This window comes from Tahibacter aquaticus, from assembly GCF_004363655.1.
GTDB lineage: Bacteria > Pseudomonadota > Gammaproteobacteria > Xanthomonadales > Rhodanobacteraceae > Tahibacter > Tahibacter aquaticus.
The window spans coordinates 556,158-571,202 of the sequence record NZ_SNZH01000002.1 but is presented as its reverse complement, the minus strand read 5'-3'; the positions used below and the strand labels follow the sequence as shown (position 1 = coordinate 571,202).

Annotated in this window: 14 protein-coding genes and 1 pseudogene; 5 read left to right on the top strand and 10 right to left on the bottom strand. The window is 67.4% G+C overall.

The window, feature by feature from the left end:
• The first annotated feature begins 16 nt into the window (after window positions 1-16).
• The gene (ybiA, locus tag DFR29_RS05175; protein WP_133817496.1) at window positions 17-469 is read left to right on the top strand and encodes a riboflavin biosynthesis intermediates N-glycosidase; all 453 of its coding nucleotides are present in this window, start codon (window positions 17-19) and stop codon (window positions 467-469) included.
• A gap of 23 nt (window positions 470-492) precedes the next feature.
• On the opposite strand, the pseudogene DFR29_RS29000 reads toward ybiA, so the two are convergent.
• The 7 genes and pseudogenes from DFR29_RS29000 to DFR29_RS05145 form a co-directional block, all read right to left on the bottom strand.
• A pseudogene (locus DFR29_RS29000) lies at window positions 493-571 on the bottom strand.
• A gap of 352 nt (window positions 572-923) precedes the next feature.
• Entirely contained in the window at window positions 924-1,463 is a 540-nt protein-coding gene (locus DFR29_RS05170; RefSeq protein WP_133817495.1) for a DUF695 domain-containing protein, read from the bottom strand.
• A 31-nt stretch (window positions 1,464-1,494) separates the two neighbouring features.
• On the bottom strand, window positions 1,495-3,084 hold the full coding sequence (locus DFR29_RS05165) for an NAD(P)/FAD-dependent oxidoreductase (protein WP_133817494.1): 1,590 nt from the start codon (window positions 3,082-3,084) through the stop codon (window positions 1,495-1,497).
• A gap of 97 nt (window positions 3,085-3,181) precedes the next feature.
• Window positions 3,182-4,441 (bottom strand): cation:proton antiporter, encoded by a 1,260-nt coding sequence (locus DFR29_RS05160; protein WP_133817493.1) that lies wholly within the window; start codon window positions 4,439-4,441, stop codon window positions 3,182-3,184.
• 5 nt (window positions 4,442-4,446) lie between these two features.
• Window positions 4,447-5,244, bottom strand: coding sequence for a glycosyltransferase family 2 protein (locus tag DFR29_RS05155; RefSeq protein ID WP_133817492.1), 798 nt, complete (start codon window positions 5,242-5,244; stop codon window positions 4,447-4,449).
• Window positions 5,241-6,035 (bottom strand): beta-ketoacyl synthase chain length factor, encoded by a 795-nt coding sequence (locus DFR29_RS05150; protein ID WP_133817491.1) that lies wholly within the window; start codon window positions 6,033-6,035, stop codon window positions 5,241-5,243. The genes DFR29_RS05155 and DFR29_RS05150 overlap by 4 nt, the downstream gene beginning before the upstream one ends.
• Window positions 6,032-7,222: a beta-ketoacyl-[acyl-carrier-protein] synthase family protein gene (locus DFR29_RS05145; protein WP_133817609.1), complete on the bottom strand. Its 1,191-nt coding sequence runs from the start codon at window positions 7,220-7,222 to the stop codon at window positions 6,032-6,034. The genes DFR29_RS05150 and DFR29_RS05145 overlap by 4 nt, the downstream gene beginning before the upstream one ends.
• Window positions 7,223-7,361: 139 nt before the next feature.
• Here DFR29_RS05145 and DFR29_RS05140 point away from each other — a divergent pair, with 139 nt between their 5' ends.
• The 4 genes from DFR29_RS05140 to DFR29_RS05125 all read left to right on the top strand — a co-directional run bounded on the left by DFR29_RS05140 (window position 7,362) and on the right by DFR29_RS05125 (window position 11,042).
• Window positions 7,362-8,057 (top strand): YdcF family protein, encoded by a 696-nt coding sequence (locus DFR29_RS05140; RefSeq protein WP_133817490.1) that lies wholly within the window; start codon window positions 7,362-7,364, stop codon window positions 8,055-8,057.
• A 122-nt stretch (window positions 8,058-8,179) separates the two neighbouring features.
• Window positions 8,180-8,581 carry a hypothetical protein gene (locus DFR29_RS05135; protein ID WP_133817489.1) on the top strand — a complete coding sequence of 134 codons (402 nt, stop codon included), beginning with the start codon at window positions 8,180-8,182 and terminating at the stop codon, window positions 8,579-8,581.
• Between the two features lie 176 nt (window positions 8,582-8,757).
• Window positions 8,758-9,663, top strand: coding sequence for an oxygen-dependent coproporphyrinogen oxidase (hemF, locus tag DFR29_RS05130; protein WP_133817488.1), 906 nt, complete (start codon window positions 8,758-8,760; stop codon window positions 9,661-9,663).
• Window positions 9,664-9,836: 173 nt separating this feature from the next.
• Window positions 9,837-11,042 carry a lipase family alpha/beta hydrolase gene (locus DFR29_RS05125; RefSeq protein ID WP_166653881.1) on the top strand — a complete coding sequence of 402 codons (1,206 nt, stop codon included), beginning with the start codon at window positions 9,837-9,839 and terminating at the stop codon, window positions 11,040-11,042.
• A 129-nt stretch (window positions 11,043-11,171) separates the two neighbouring features.
• On the opposite strand, the gene DFR29_RS05120 is transcribed toward DFR29_RS05125, so the two are convergent.
• From DFR29_RS05120 to DFR29_RS05110, 3 genes are all read right to left on the bottom strand, one after another.
• Window positions 11,172-11,420 (bottom strand): hypothetical protein, encoded by a 249-nt coding sequence (locus tag DFR29_RS05120; RefSeq protein WP_133817486.1) that lies wholly within the window; start codon window positions 11,418-11,420, stop codon window positions 11,172-11,174.
• 293 nt (window positions 11,421-11,713) lie between these two features.
• Window positions 11,714-13,270, bottom strand: a complete 1,557-nt coding sequence (locus DFR29_RS05115; protein ID WP_133817485.1) for a hypothetical protein — start codon at window positions 13,268-13,270, stop codon at window positions 11,714-11,716.
• A 189-nt stretch (window positions 13,271-13,459) separates the two neighbouring features.
• Window positions 13,460-15,022 (bottom strand): hypothetical protein, encoded by a 1,563-nt coding sequence (locus tag DFR29_RS05110; RefSeq protein ID WP_133817484.1) that lies wholly within the window; start codon window positions 15,020-15,022, stop codon window positions 13,460-13,462.
• Window positions 15,023-15,045: the final 23 nt, after the last annotated feature.

Here is a 15,045-nt window from a genome sequence, read left to right as displayed (position 1 = left end):
AGCCAGCGAGGCCGCCATGGACCCCATCCACTTCTATTCCACCAGCGACGACTACGGCGAGTTCTCCAATTTCTCGCCGCACAGCATTTTGCTCGACGGCAAGCGCTGGCCGACCTCGGAGCACTACTTCCAGGCGCAGAAATTCCACGATGAATCCCATCGCGAGGAAATCCGCCGGGCCAGCACGCCGATGCTGGCCGCCCAGCTGGGCCGCGACCGCAAGAAGAAACTCCGGCCCGATTGGGAACGCATCAAGGACGGCGTGATGAAAGACGCAGTGCTGGCCAAATTCAGCCAGCACGCGGAACTGGCCGCACTCCTGCTCGCCACCGGCGAGGCGATGCTGGTCGAACATACGGCCAACGACGCGTACTGGGGCGACGGCGGCCACGGGCGAGGCCGCAACAGGCTTGGCCAGATATTGATGCAGGTGCGTGAAGTACTGCGTGTAAAAAGCAGCGGTGCCTGAAAGCACCGCTGCCGGATGGAAAGTGGGCGAAGGAGGAATCGAACCCCTTTACTGCAAAACGCCTGCAGGGCAGGCCCGTTACCACTTACGGAATATTCGCCCGGTTGGAACCCCAGAAACAAAAAACCCCCGGTCTGTGCCGGGGGTTTTTTGTCGAAAGCTGTAGAACTCAGCTCACACGCAAACGACTCCGCAGCACCCGGTTGGGCAGAGTCGGCTAAACAGATTGGCGTGGCGAGCGTTCATGGGCGCGGACTGTAGTGACGGACACGCATGCCGTCAATAGCCTAGTGTCCTGTCTCGCCACCATTGAATAATTCCGGAGTCTTTCGCCGCGATACGTCGTTGCGATACGTCGCCGTAGCGCTGCTACGCCTCCTCATCGCGCCGGGCCTCCCGGCAAAATCCATCCGGAATTTCTTTGACGTATCGACGAGACAGGACACTAGCAAGGCTATTTCTGGGCGTGAACACGCTGCATGAGCGTATGGTAGAACTGCAGCTCCGGGTCATCTTCGAGGCTGACCTGCAGGCTGACTAGGCCCTTGTTGCCAAAAATAGTTTCCACTTCTTCACGAGTGACATCGGCGGCACTGTAGAAAAACCAGTCGTGCTGCTGGCGCCAGTCCAGCACGGCGACGAGTTCGGCGCGCGCTTTCAGGCCCTCGTGCAGGGTTTTTTCCTGCGCGTCCTGCGCGGCCTGCACCGCGGGGGAAATACTGCCGTCGAAATTGTCCTCGTGCCCCAGCGATACCACGATCAGGCGCGGCAGCGGGCGCGGCGCCGCGGCGGTATAGCCCTCGCGGAAATCCCAGGCAATCGGCATGCCGTCCTTCATCGCCTCGGCATGCAGCCAGGTGCCCTTGCGCATGCCGCCGCGCGCCGGGTCGACCAGCGGCGCCGCAGCAGACTTCTCGCCCGCCGCGGCCGGTGGCGCAGGCGCCGGTGTACACGCGGCGAGCAGAACCAGTACAGCCAGCAGTAGTCGTTTCATGCGGCGATTGGGCAATGGCCGGGCCGGCGCGTCAAGCCGCCAGCTCGAACAGCAGCGGCGACGCCGCGGCGTCGCCGGTACCGGCCACTCCTTCCAGGCCGGGACAGTCGGACTGCGCCTGGGCCACGATGCCCGCGGCAAGATTGCGTAACAGCTCGATATAGCCGCGCATGCGCTCGCGCACCTGGGCATCGTCCAGCGGTTCGTGCAGGCGGCTGTTGAGTTCGTAGAACCACGGCAGCTGGCCCTGGTCGAGAAAGGTCGCCGGATTGACCGGCGGATTGAGCGGCAGCCAGCGGCGGAAAAACGCCTGCATCTGCACGTTCAGTTCGCGCACCGATTCCAGTTCGGTCTTCAGGTCGGAGAACAGGCGCAGGTCGGTCAGGCGCTGCTGGAACACGACCTGGCACAGCACGCCCCAGTAATAGGCGTAGTCCCAGATCACCTTGGTCGACATGATTTCCGCATCACCGAACAGCGGGTACTGGTCGCGGTACAGGGTCAGGGTCGACTCGTAGAACGAGAAATACAGCTGTTGGTAGATCTTCGCGTACGGCCCCAGCGGGTCGCCCTTGCGATCGTGTTCGATCAGCGCGCAGACGTAGGTATTCGACATGCCGATGAAATCGCTGCCGGGCGAATAGAACGGATCGAGGAATACGCCGGCCTCGCCGGTAATCGCCCAGCGGTCGCCGGAGAACACCTGCTTGCAGCCGTGGGAGAAGCTGCGCAGGAATTTGAAATCCAGCAGCTTGTCGCGGCGCGTATCGCATTCGCGCCAGACCAGCGGCTGGAATTTCTTCAGCCACTCCATCGCCTTCTCGAAGGTGTTCATGGTTTCCAGCGGGTGCATCTTGGCATCGCAGACGATGCCGACCGAATGCGCCCCCGAGCCCAGCGGAATCAGCCAGACCCAATACCCCGGCCCGCACAGATGGTTGGTCGAACGCCAGCGTTCCGGCGGCGTGCATTGCAGGCGCCAGTCTTCGTCGTTGCACCACTGGTCGATTTCCAGCTTGTCGTCGATGCGGAACCAGACCGAGTTCGCATCATGGCCGTTGGCTTCGGCCAGGTTGAACTTGCGCTTGAGGATATTGGCGCGGCCGGCTGCGTCGATGACCCAGCGCGCCCTGGCCACGTGCGCCTGGCCTTCATGCTCGTAGGCCACCGTATGATCGTCGTTGCCACTGTCGATGCTGACCGTGCGCACCACCGCGCCGTCGAGAAAATCGATGCCGGCACGGCGCACTTCCTCGCCCAGGTGATTTTCCAGGATGCCGCGGTCGAGCTGATACGTGGTGCGCGGCAATACCTCGCGCACGCCCAGCTCGGTCACCGCGGGCAGGTCTTCGCGGCCTTCGGAATAGAAGAAGCGAAAACCGAACTTATGGATATGTTTCTCGTCCAGGTGTTCGCGCAGGCCGATCACCGTGTCGAAGTAGTGCGCGCCGATCTCGACGCTGGATTCGCCGACCTTGTGCGCCGCTGGCGGCAGCGGATGGTTGCGCCGTTCCAGCACGCACACCGACATATCCGGGAAGCGCTTGTGCAGCTGCAGTGCGAGGCAAAGCCCGGCCAGGCCGCCGCCCATGATCAGTACATCGTGTCGGGTCTCGCTCATGGCTTCATCCTTGTCGTGGATTGCGGCGCAGACGCTGCCGCAACGGTCGAATTCAGTGCCGCGCAGCAGGCAGCGGCGCGGTGGGCAAGCACCGGCGTCATACCGACTGCACCTTGTGCTGGCTGTTGTCGCTGCGATCGGCGCGGCCGCGCAGCAGCAGCTGGAGCAGCGGCGAGGTCATCAGCGTGGTGACCACCGCCATCAGCATCAGCATGGTGAAGATCTCCTGGCCGATCACGCCCACGTCCAGGCCTACCTTGAGCACGATCAGCTCCATCAGGCCGCGCGTATTCATCAGCGTGCCCAGCGCAAACGCGTCGCGCCAGCCCAGGCCGGCCAGGCGCGCACCGGCTGCGCCGCCGAGCACCTTGCCGACGATGGCCAGCAGCAGGATCAGCAGCAAGGCCACGCCGCCCATGCCGGCAAAGGCGTCGGCGCTGGTGTTCAGCCCGGCCAGGGCGAAGAACACCGGCATCAGCACCAGCACAGCGACATATTCCAGCCGCTCCACCAGGGTGTCGAGCAGTTTGTCGTCGCGCGGCAGGCAGACGCCGAACAGGAAGGCGCCGAAGACTTCGTGCAGCTGCAGCCACTGGGTCAGCGCGGCGAAGGCAAACGTGACGATCAGCAGGCTGGCCAGCACCATGCCGTCGGGCTTGCCGTCGGTGGCATGCCGGCGCAGCAGTGCGGCCAGTGCCGGACGCACGATGGCAAACGCGACGAAAGCCAGCGCGGCCAGGCCGAACAGCATGCGCGCAAAACCGCTCCAGCCCGAGCCCGCGGCGACCAGGGCGACGACCAGGGCGAGCAGTATCCAGGCCAGCAGGTCGGCGAACGCGGCCGAGGTCAGGCCAAGCTGGCCGATCGGCGTGGCCGCCAGGCCCGTGTCCTTGAGAATGCGCGCCAGCACCGGAAACGCCGTGATGGCCATGGCCGTGGCGACGAACAGCGCGAACGGCACGAAGCCCACGCCCGCCGGCGCCAGCTGCGGATGCAGCCAGGGCGCCATGCCCAGGCCGAACAGGAACGGCAGCAGCATGGCACAGCCGCCGATCCAGGCCGAGGCGAGCATCTGCGAGCGCAGCCCCGTCGGCATGCGCAGTTCCGCGCCGACAATGAACATGAACAGCACCAGCCCGATCTGGCTGATGCCGCGCAATGCCGACAGGCTGTCCGGCGCGAACAGCTGCGCGTGGAAATCCGGCGCCAGCGCGCCCAGCACCATCGGCCCCAGCATCAGGCCGGCGATCATCTCGCCGATCACGGCAGGCTGGCCGATGAAGCGCAATGCCAGCGCCAGCACCCGCGCCGTGCACAGGATGACGACCAGCTGCAGCAGAAGTGGAGAATGTGACATGTCAGTCAATCCGGTGAAGAGGCAACGGCCAGTGCGGCCTGCGCTGCCGGCAGGTCGGGATCGACAAGCTGGATCGGCGTATTGCGCGCAATGGCATAAGTACGGATTACCGAGCCGGCTTCCACCACGCGGCCGAACACGTGCGAGGTGATGCGGCAGAAATCGCCCAGCGGCTTGAAATGGCTGCGGCGGAATTCGCCGGCGTAGCGCACCTCGATCGGCACCGCGGCGACACGCGTGCGCAGCTGACGCGCCGCCTCGATCAGAATGTCGGCTTCGAAGACGAAGCCCTGCGGCGCCACATCCACTGCCAGGCGCACCACGTCCAGCGGATACCAGCGCTGGCCGCTCTGCGAATCGATCAGGCGCTGGCCTACCGCCCAGGCAATGCCCCAGTCGGCAATCTCGTTGGCCAGGCGGCGCAGCTTGGGCTGGCACTCGCGCCCGATCAGGCGCGCACCGACGACGATATGTCCCGGCAGCTGCTGCGCCACGTGCAGCAGGCGCGGAATGTCGCCGTAGAAATGCTGGCCGTCGCCATCCATCGTGAGCACGCCGTCGACCGGCAGCTCCAGCGCACGGCGAAAACCCGCCCGCAGTGCATTGCCCTTGCCGCCCGGGCGCTCGTGCCGGATCAGCTGTATCGGCAGGTCTTGCAGCGCCGCCACGGTGCCGTCGCTGGAGCCATCGTCCACAACAATTACGTGTTCACAATGCGACAATGCGCCCTGCACGATGGCGCGGATCGCGCGCTCCTCGTTGAGGCAGGGAATCAGCACCGCCGCGCGCACGCTGCCGCTCATGGCTGCACCTGCGCGGAAAGAGCGAATTCGCCGCCGGCGGCGATGCGCAGCTGTACCGGCTGCGCACCGGCCAGGGCCTGCAGCAAGGCCAGCGCATCGGCGCAGGCGTTGCGCGCGATCAGGGCCTGCGCCCAGTCTGCCCGCGGCAGGCTGGCGGGGCCGGGCTCGGCGGGCGTCAGGCTCAGTTGCGGCCCGCTGCCCTGCCCGGCCGGTGCCAGCACCAGCGCCACGGCAAAGCCGCAGTCGAACGGAATGGCCGAACGCAGTGCTCCGGCCGCCGCGGCGTCATACGCCACCAGCAGCACCGGTGCTTGCGTATCGGCCACCTGCAGCGCAGCTTCGAGCAAGCCGGCGCCGAAACTGTGAATCCAGCAGCTGACCGCCGTGGACGCCTGCTCGCAGCCGGTGGCGATACTCCAGTAGCCGACCGCGGCATTGTGTACGGAATTGTGGAATTTGGTCGGCGACAGCTCCAGCGGCGCACTGGCCAGGGTCGCGCACATGTAGTCGGTGATCGCAATATCGCCCTGGGTGGAGCTGAACACACAGGGCAGGCCGGCCGGTTCGCACTGCGCCATGGCGCAGGCCTCGGCCGCCGCCTGGGCGGCGTAGAGCACCGTTTCCGGTGCACGCCGCCGTTCCGCCGCCGGCAGCAGCGGCGGTGCCGGCCGCGCCAGGCTGGACGTATCCGGCACGCTTTCGCCGCGCAGTGCGCGCCCCGCCTGCGGCCAGTCGGGCAGGCCCGGCGCATACACGCCGATGCCGGCGATGCGCAGCTGCAGCGCGCTCATGCGCGGCCTCCGCGGCCGAAGATCAGCGCCGCATTGTTGCCGCCGAAGCCGAACGAGGAAGACAGCGCCACTTGCGGCGCAGCGGCTTCGTTGTCCAGCGCCAGCTGCGGTCCGCACAGCGGATCGGGCTCGCTGCAGTTCAAGGTGCCGGGAATGAAGCCTTGCTCCAGCGCGATCAGGCAGGCCACGGCTTCGACGATGCCGGCGGCGCCCAGGGTGTGGCCGGTCCAGCCCTTGGTCGAGCTGGCCCGGGTCTGCGCCGGAAACAGGTCGGCCACGACGGCGGCTTCCACCGCGTCGTTGGCCGGCGTGGCAGTGCCGTGCAGGTTGATGTAGCCGATGTCTGCGGCGTCCAGGCCGGCGCGCTGCAGCGCACCGGCGATGGCCTGGCGCGCGCCGCGGCCCTGCGGATGCGGCGACGACATATGGTGGGCATCGCTGGATTCGCCCCAGCCCAGCAGCTGTGCCGCGCCAGCAGCGTTGCCGCCGCGTTCGAGCAGGGCGAAACCCGCCGCCTCACCGATGGAAATGCCGTTGCGGCCGGCGTCGAACGGACGGCACGGCTGCGGCGACACCAGTTGCAGCGCGTTGAAGCCGAACAGCACGCTGTCGCACAAGGTATCCACGCCACCGACCACGGCCGCATCGGCCCAGCCCAGGCGGATCAGCCGCTCGGCCTGGGCAAATACCTTGGCGCTGGACGAACAAGCCGTGGCCACGGTGCAGGCCGGGCCGCGCGCGCCCAGCACGCGTTGTACGAAGGTGACCAGGGAATGCGGCGTATGCAGCACGAAATCGCGGTAGGCCGGCAGGAAAACGCCGTCGTCGGCGAGTTCCCGATAGCCCTCCTCGGTCGCGCCTATGCTCGCCGTAGACGTGCCCAGCACGATGGCAACGCGGCCGGCGCCGTAGCGCTGCACGGCGGCGAGGGCCTGTTCGAGGAAGCCGTCCTGGGTCAGCCCAGCCCAGGCCAGGCGGTTGTTGCGGCAATCCAGCGACGCGTATCCGGCCGGCAGCGGCGCCTGTTCCAGGCCGTCTACCCGGCCTATCCAGCACTCCAGCGCGGTGCGGGTGAAATCATTGCGGCGCAGGCCGCTGCGGCGTTCGCGCAGGGCGGCGCTCAGCGCTGCCACGCCGCGGCCGGCGGCCGAGGTGGCGGTATGGGCCGTCACGGCCAACGGTGGAATCGGAGATGGCAAGCGCAAAACACCCTGTCGGAATTGAGACGGCGAAAACCCCGGCGCGGACACAGTCCGGCTTGCGGCGCGGGGCGGCCGACTATACAACGGCGCCTGCGTTCATGAATCCCTGTGTTGCGACCCGGCCATGCCTCCCACCTATTCGCCGTTTCGCGACGGTCCCTGGCGTCACCTGGCCGATCGCGACGTCTGGCATTCGCTGCTCGTGAGCGCCCTGGCCGTGCTGCTCAGCGGCGGCCTGCTGTGGCTTTTCTACTACGCCCGCACGCTGCAGGTGGCACGCACCGCCGCGCTGGCGCCGCGCCGGGCACGGGTACTGCTGCTGTTCGGCAAGCGCCTGGGCGAGGACGGCGCCGTCGACGCGGACTACGCCGCACGCATCGCCCGCGTCCATGCTCTGCTGCAGCAGGATCCCGCGCGGGAAACACTGCTGCTCGGCGGCCGCACCGGCGCCGGCCTGAGCGAAGCCGCGGCGGCGCTGGCGCAACTGCAGCAGCGCGGCCTGCCGGCCGGCGCGCAGCTGCGCTGCGAAGACGCTTCTACCGATACGCTGGAAAACCTGCGCAACGCGCGCGAACTGCTGGGCACGGACAGCGGCCCGGTCGCGCTGGTCAGCAGCCGCTACCACCTGCCGCGCTGCCTGCTGCTGGCGCAGTCGCTGGGCCTGCAGGCCGAGGGCGTCGCTGCCGAGGCGCGCTGGCGCTGGCGCGCGCCCTTGCTGGGCCGGCTGGCGCTGGAAGCCAGCTACTGCCTGTGGCTGGACGTGGGCCGGCGCTGGGCCCGGCTGATCGGACACGAGCGCATGGTCGGCAAGGTCACCTGAGCGCCGTACACCGGGCCACGGCAGGCCAGCGCACGTCCGATTGCCGCGTCCGGCACCACCGCCTACCATTCGCTCCGGGCCGCCCGGCCCGCTGTCCCGGCTAGTATCATCAAGGAGCGATCATGCTGCGTAATAAATTTTTATTGTTGTTGCTTCTTCCCTTATTGCTGCTTCTCGCCGGCTGGCGCGAAACGCCGCTGGTCAACCCCGACCCCATCGCCATCCCGGCCAAGACCAGCAGCGCCGAAGTCGGCAAGATCGTCAAGCGCGCACTGGTCGAGCGCAAATGGATCGTGTCGGAAGACAAGCCCGGCTCGGTCAAGGCCACCTTGCTGGTGCGCGACCACAAGGCGCGCATCGCGATCGACTGGAACGCCAAGGACATCCGCATCAGCTACATCGATTCGGAAAACCTCAACTACACCGAAAAGAAAGGCCAGAAGCTGATCCACGCCAACTACATCAGCTGGATCAACAACCTGGTAGTCGACATCAGCGGCGCACTGACCATGCGCGGCAGCTGAAACCGTCGCGGCGCCGCCCTGGCGGCGCCGCGACAGCAGCACGACGGCGCGAGGCAGGCCGCGCCCGTTCCCGCCCACCACCAAGCCCGCGGCGCGCGTTTCCCGGCCCAGGCACGCCAGCCTGATTCGCCGTCGCAGATGCCGCCGGCTGCCTTCCCACTTCGACCGGCGCGCCCATGTCCGACGATCGCATCACCCGCATGCAAACCTTCCTGCACGGCCTGCAGGACCATATCTGCACCAGCCTGCAGCAGCTCGACGGCCAGGCCGGATTTGCCGAGGATTCCTGGCAGCGCGCCGAAGGCGGCGGCGGCCGTTCGCGCGTGCTCAAGGACGGCGCCGTGTTCGAGCAGGCCGGCGTGGGCTTTTCCCGTGTCCACGGCGAACGCATGCCGCCATCGGCAACGGCGCACCGGCCCGAACTGGCCGGCCGCAGCTGGAGCGCGCTGGGTGTATCGCTGGTACTGCATCCGCGCAATCCGCACGTACCGACCACGCACATGAACGTGCGCTACTTCGAGGCGCACAAGCCCGATGCCGAAGCGGTCTGGTGGTTCGGCGGCGGTTTCGACCTGACGCCGTTCTATCCGGCCGACGAAGACGTCCGCCATTGGCACCGCACCGCCGCCGCCGCCTGCGCGCCCTACGGCGACGAGGTCTATGCGCGCTACAAGCGCTGGTGCGACGAGTATTTCTACCTCAAGCACCGCAACGAGACCCGCGGCGTGGGCGGCATCTTCTTCGACGACCTCAACGACGGCGGCTTCGAACGCTGCTTCGGCCTGACCCAGGCCGTCGGCAATGCCTTCCTCGATGCATACCTGCCCATCGTGCAGCGCCGCCACGCCACGCCATATACCGAGCGCGAACGCGAGTTCCAGCTCTACCGGCGCGGCCGCTATGTGGAATTCAACCTGGTCTGGGACCGCGGCACCTTGTTCGGCCTGCAATCAGGCGGGCGCACCGAATCCATCCTCATGAGCCTGCCGCCGCGCGTGCGCTTCGAATACGGCTACCAGCCCGAGGCCGGCAGTGCCGAGGCAAAACTGGCCGACTACCTGGTGCCACGCGACTGGCTTTAGGCCTGCCGCGGCCGCGCTCGCCGCGATGCGGCACTTGCCGGCATGGAATCTGCAACCGTCACGCGCATCGGCTAGGCTAGCCGGTCACCGACGGGCCGCCATGACAGCAGCCCGACTGCAGCGCCTGGCCACGGCAACGGATGCCGGCCGCCGGCACAGCGAGCGTCTTCCACTTGCCGATCAAATCCCGACTCGACTTGCTGCGCGGTACCGCCCAACTGGCCGGAGAAGGCTTTCTCGGCGCACTGGATGTGGTCGAAGGCGTACATCAGGCCGTGCTTGATCCGTTCGCCCGGCTGCTGCCGTTTGGCCAACTGATCACGCGCACCACCGATTTCGTCTACGCGCGGCTGCGTGACGTAGGCCAGGTCGCCAGCACCGCCGCGCTGGGCTCGCTGGGCCTGTACGAACGCTACGCCCTGCCGCGCGACTTCGACACGGCCGATGCCGGCGCCTCCAACGCCTGGGTCAGCGCCCTCAACGGCGCCATCGGCGATCACCTGCAAGAAACGCGTAACCCCCTGGCCCTGGGCCTGGAGTTCTGCCGCAACGGCCAGCCGCTGGCCCTGGATCCGGCAACGCTGGCGCGCGAACTGCCCTGCAGCAATGGCCGCCTGTACGTACTGGTACACGGCCTGGGCATGAACGACAGCCAGTGGCAGGACAGCGAAGGCGATCACTTCGGCGCACGGCTCGAACGCGACACCGGCGGCAGCGCCCTCTATCTGCGCTACAACAGCGGCCTGCGCATTTCCGCCAACGGACGCGAACTGGCGCGGCGGCTGCAGCAGCTGGTCGATACCCATCCCAACCCAATCGAGCACATCGTGCTGATCGGCCACAGCATGGGCGGACTGGTCTGCCGCAGCGCCTGCAGCTATGCCGGGCGGGAAGCACTCGGCTGGCTGGCCGCGCTGGACGCGGCCATCTGCCTGGGCTCGCCGCACCTGGGCGCACCGCTGGAGCGCATGGGCGGCAAACTCAGTGCGGCGCTGGAGTCGCTGCCGTATACGCGCGCCCTGGCCAAGCTGACCGAACGGCGCAGTGCCGGCGTGAAAGACCTGCGCCACGGCTGGTGCAGCGACCGCGACCGGCCGCGGCGCGAACGCCTGGAAAGCGGCATAGAACCGCTGGCCGACATCGGCCGCGGGCGCTGGTATCTCGCTGCGGCCACCCTGGCCGGCAGCACCGACGGCACCCGCGCGCGCTGGATCGGCGACGGCTTGGTACCGGTGCCTAGCGCGCTGGGCCAGCACCCCGACCCGCTGCAGTCGCTGCAGTTGCCGGCGAGCCAACGCCACGTGTTCCGCGGCATTGGACATATGGATTTGTTGATAAATTCGCTGGTGTACGCGAAGTTGAAGGAATGGCTGGATTGAGGGCTGCGCTTTACTTCGACACGGTAAGGCGCAATACGCGTTGCTCATCGCGCCCTGCGGAATCGATCGCGTAGAGTGCGATGAGCAACGCGAATGGCACCGTCGCACCCCAACCGCCGCCGCAGTCCCTCAGAGTTGGCGAATATCGTGCAAGGCACGCACTTCGTCGATACGCGCCTGCACCGCTTCGGGCACATGGCCTTTTTCCGCCTGGGCGAAGATCGACGCCAGCACGCGCTTCTCGTCCTCGTCGATGGCGCTGTCGCGCAAGGCCAGGCCGAGCAGGAAGTTGATCTCGCCGATATCGAGCTGGCCGTCGTTGCTGAACACGGGAATCGACTGGAACGCGATTTCGATATGGCTCTTGGGCTTGGTCATGACGGCCTCCGTAGGGAGCGGGGATTATGCCGCGATCGGCACCGCACCGGCGCAACGGTTGCGTACGCGGCCCTGCCCGCCGCAACTGCGCCGGCGGGGTTGCGGCCGACCGCCTGCATAGCGCGGCCAGCAAGCAGCGCAACGGCGGCAGCCTCAGGAAAACCGGTTGCGTTCGTGCATGAGCAGCCCCGCCGCGCGTCGTGTGCTGGGGAGCAGGCGCGTCCGGCGAGCGCTCCCCCAACCACGGCGCCGCAGGCTGCCGGCTCTGGCAACGCGCCGCTGTACCACCCCGCTCATGGCGTCGCCGCCGCGCATGCCTGGTTCTGGCTATTTACACAATGCGCGACCGAACTCATGGGCCCCGCCGAGGAATAATTGGCCAGCACGCCGGGATTCGCCTCGGCATTGATGTAGCTGATGAAGCGCGTACCGAGCACGGGCAGGCCGCGCAGGCGATAGCCTTCCAGCGATGCGCGCAAGGCCGGCGCAATACCACCGCCCCGCGCCTGTTCCAGGTCGATCAGCAGCCAGCCGCTGCCGCGCTGCGGAATCGGCAGGCGGCTGCCGCTGCTCGCACCGATATCGCCGTGCAGGTGCGAATCGAGCAGTACATCGGCGACGCCGCCGGGCGCGATCACCTCCACCGCCGTCTCCGTGCTGCGCAACAGCGGCGACTGCGCGCAACCGGCGCTGCAGCCTTCCGCCGGCACGCTGCGCGATACGATCATGCCTTCGCGATTGCGCAGCTGGAAAGCGCGGCCGGCGCTGTGCTGCAGCGGGACGGCGCCAGCGAACAGTGCATCGAACGGTTCCAGCGCCACGGGCTGGCCGGACACAGCCGGATCGACATAGAACGCCCGCGTCGGATAAGTCAGCACGAAGGAACTGGTGGCGCCGAGTGCCGGCGTGGTGTCGAACGCCGCCGCCAGTTGCGCCGCGCTCAGCACGGCGCTGACCGCATCGATGGCGCGCGACGGCGCCGGATAAGTAGCCTTGAGCGCGCGACCATCGGCAATCAGATCGGCAATGGCGGTACCGGCCTGCGGATTGCTCAAGGCATGTACCAGCAGCGAGCCCGAGCCCGGTGCGAAAACGCCGTTCATTGCCACGCTGGCCGAACTGCCGCGCGGCTGGTCCTGCGGATCGACGCGGAAATCTTCCAGCGCAATCGCAGCCGCACCGAAGATCGTGCCGGCAGCAACATTGACGATGGCTGCCTCGCCGCTAAGGCCGCCGGTAGGGTTGGCCAGATCGCGCAGCGGTTCGGCCAGCCAGTAACCGCTGTGTGCTTCCCAGGCCGCCGCGATCGTGCCGCAGTCGCGTGCGCCGCTGGCATTGCGCGAGATCGCCGCGAAGGTCGCGGTATCGGGCCTGATCGTGGCCATTTCCACCGCCTCGATATAGCCCTCGCGCAGGCGTTCGACACCGAGGCTGCCCGCATCGTCGACCTCGAAGCCCAGCGGCAAGTAGCGCCGCCCGTCCGGCAGCTGCGGCAAAGCGAGGCTGTTGTCGAACGGAAACGTGCAGGAACTGTCCTGGGTCAGCAGTCCTGGGGCCTCGCTGCCGCCGCGGTCGAACAGCGTGGCCGTCCAGCTGTCGCCTGGCGAAAGATATACATTGATAGAAGCGGCAGAGCGGCCGTTCTCGCCGTCGGCCACCCGCAGCAGTATCGCCTTGGCCTGGGCGCTGTGGTTGGTCAGCGTGACCAGCGTGGTATTGCCTGCGGCGACGTTGTAATACGGATAGATCAGCACCTGGCCCTGGCCGCGCGCATTCACCGACACGGCCTGGGCCGAGCCCAGCACCACGCAGCCGGCGGCGAGCACAGCGAAACGCCTGCGTATATTCATCGCATTGTGTCCTTTGGGAGATTGGCGAGCGCTTCAGAACCGTGCTCGCGTGGCGAGTTCCCAAAGGTTCACCGCCAGTGCAGAAATCGCGAAACCCGCGCTGGCGGCGGAACTTTCCTGCAATCGCGCGGCTCACCGCGCGGCATTGCACGCTGCATCACCGCTCCGCCACGGCGAGCCTGCGCAGGCTCATGGCTGGCAGGCCGTTGCATCGGTCTTGATGCAGGCCGCACTGCTGCTGATCGCTATCGCCGTGGAATAGTTCGCCAGCATGCCCGGAGCGGCATGCGCATTGACGTAGGTGAGCAGGCGCGTGCCAATCACCGGCAGGCCACGCAGGCGGTAGCCTTCCAGCGACGGGCGCAGCAGCGGTCCGATCAGCTGGGGATTGCCCGGCGCCAGGGTCAACTGCAGCCAGCCGGCCCGGTTCTGCTGCGGCAGCGACGACCCGCCGATGAAGCCGATGTCGCCGTGCAGGCGCGTTCCCAGCAAGGGATCAGGCGTGCCGCCGGGAGCCAGCACCTCGACCGACGTACCCGGCAGGCGCGCCAGCGTAGTTGGCGGACAGATGGTGAAACCGCAGCCTTCGCCCGGCTGTGGAAATGTCGATTCCAGATAGAACGCTTCGCGGTCGACGACGCGATAGGCCAGTCCACCGGCCTCCGGCAGCGGCAGCACGCCGGCAAAAGCCCGGACGAACGGCGCCAGCGGCACCTGCGCACCCGGCTGCTGCGTATCAGTATAAAAAGCGCGCGTCGGATAGGTCAGCACCAACGAGCTGCGCGCGCCGGATTCGGCCGATTCCTCGAACGGCGCGCCCATCTGCGCCGTCATCAATACCGCGCTGACCGCATCGACGGCCTGGGCCGGCACTGGATACGTGAGCTGCAAGGCCCTGCCGTCGGCGATCAGATTGGCCTTGGCCGTCATCGCCGCCGGGTCGCTGAGCGCGTGGCTCAGCAGCGAAGGCATGCTCGCACTGGCCTGGCTGTGCCGCGCGACGCTGGCCAGCGTGCCGCGCGGGTTGTCCAGCGGATCGGCGCGGTAGTCGTCCAGCGCCAGCGCCGGCACGGCGAAGATGCTGCCGTTGGCCACATTGACGACGGCGACTTCGCCGCCCAGGCCGCCGGTGGGATTGGCCAGGTCCTGCAGCGGATCGCGCAACCAGATGCCGTCGGGAGCGGTCCAGCGGGCGGCGACGGCAGCGCAATTGCGCACGCCGCTGCTCGGCGTGATGGCCACGCCGGTGGCGGAGTCGCGGCGGATCGTCGCCACTTCCACCGCTTCGACAAAACCTTCGCGCAGGCGCTGCAGCGAGGTGCTGCCCGCATCGGCCGGCAATGGCCCCAGCGGCATATAGCGGCGGCCGTCGGGCAGCTGCGGCAGCGTGGTCGAGTCGGTCAGCTCCGGCCAGGTGCAGGTGTGGTCCGTGCTCAGCAGCGCTGGCGCCTGGCCTTCGCCACGATCGAACACCGCGCCAGTCCAGCTGTCTTTCTGGCTCAGGTAGATAGTGAGCGCCGCGGCACCGCGGCCGTTCTCGCCTTCGGCAATGCGCAGCTGCACCACTTTGGCATCGTTGCCGAAATTGGTCAGCGTGATCAGCGTGGCATTGCCCGCTGCCGTGGTGTAGTACGGGAAGATCAGGGCCTGGCCCTGGCCGCGGGGATTCAGGCTTACCGCCCCAGCCGTACCCACCAGCAGCAGCGCCGCGACCGTTGCGACAACTAGTGAATTTTTCGACAAGGCAAGCATGGGACACTCCGGACAACGCAGCC

Coding starts and splice junctions, on each gene's coding strand:
- DFR29_RS05120 (WP_133817486.1), bottom strand. CDS start 11,420: ATGACCAAGCCCAAGAGCCATATCGAAATCGCGTTCCAGTCGATTCCC.
- DFR29_RS05170 (WP_133817495.1), bottom strand. CDS start 1,463: ATGAAACGACTACTGCTGGCTGTACTGGTTCTGCTCGCCGCGTGTACA.
- DFR29_RS05140 (WP_133817490.1), top strand. CDS start 7,362: ATGCCTCCCACCTATTCGCCGTTTCGCGACGGTCCCTGGCGTCACCTG.
- DFR29_RS05155 (WP_133817492.1), bottom strand. CDS start 5,244: ATGAGCGGCAGCGTGCGCGCGGCGGTGCTGATTCCCTGCCTCAACGAG.
- DFR29_RS05165 (WP_133817494.1), bottom strand. CDS start 3,084: ATGAGCGAGACCCGACACGATGTACTGATCATGGGCGGCGGCCTGGCC.
- hemF (WP_133817488.1), top strand. CDS start 8,758: ATGTCCGACGATCGCATCACCCGCATGCAAACCTTCCTGCACGGCCTG.
- DFR29_RS05160 (WP_133817493.1), bottom strand. CDS start 4,441: ATGTCACATTCTCCACTTCTGCTGCAGCTGGTCGTCATCCTGTGCACG.
- DFR29_RS05135 (WP_133817489.1), top strand. CDS start 8,180: ATGCTGCGTAATAAATTTTTATTGTTGTTGCTTCTTCCCTTATTGCTG.
- DFR29_RS05150 (WP_133817491.1), bottom strand. CDS start 6,035: ATGAGCGCGCTGCAGCTGCGCATCGCCGGCATCGGCGTGTATGCGCCG.
- DFR29_RS05115 (WP_133817485.1), bottom strand. CDS start 13,270: ATGAATATACGCAGGCGTTTCGCTGTGCTCGCCGCCGGCTGCGTGGTG.
- DFR29_RS05110 (WP_133817484.1), bottom strand. CDS start 15,022: ATGCTTGCCTTGTCGAAAAATTCACTAGTTGTCGCAACGGTCGCGGCG.
- ybiA (WP_133817496.1), top strand. CDS start 17: ATGGACCCCATCCACTTCTATTCCACCAGCGACGACTACGGCGAGTTC.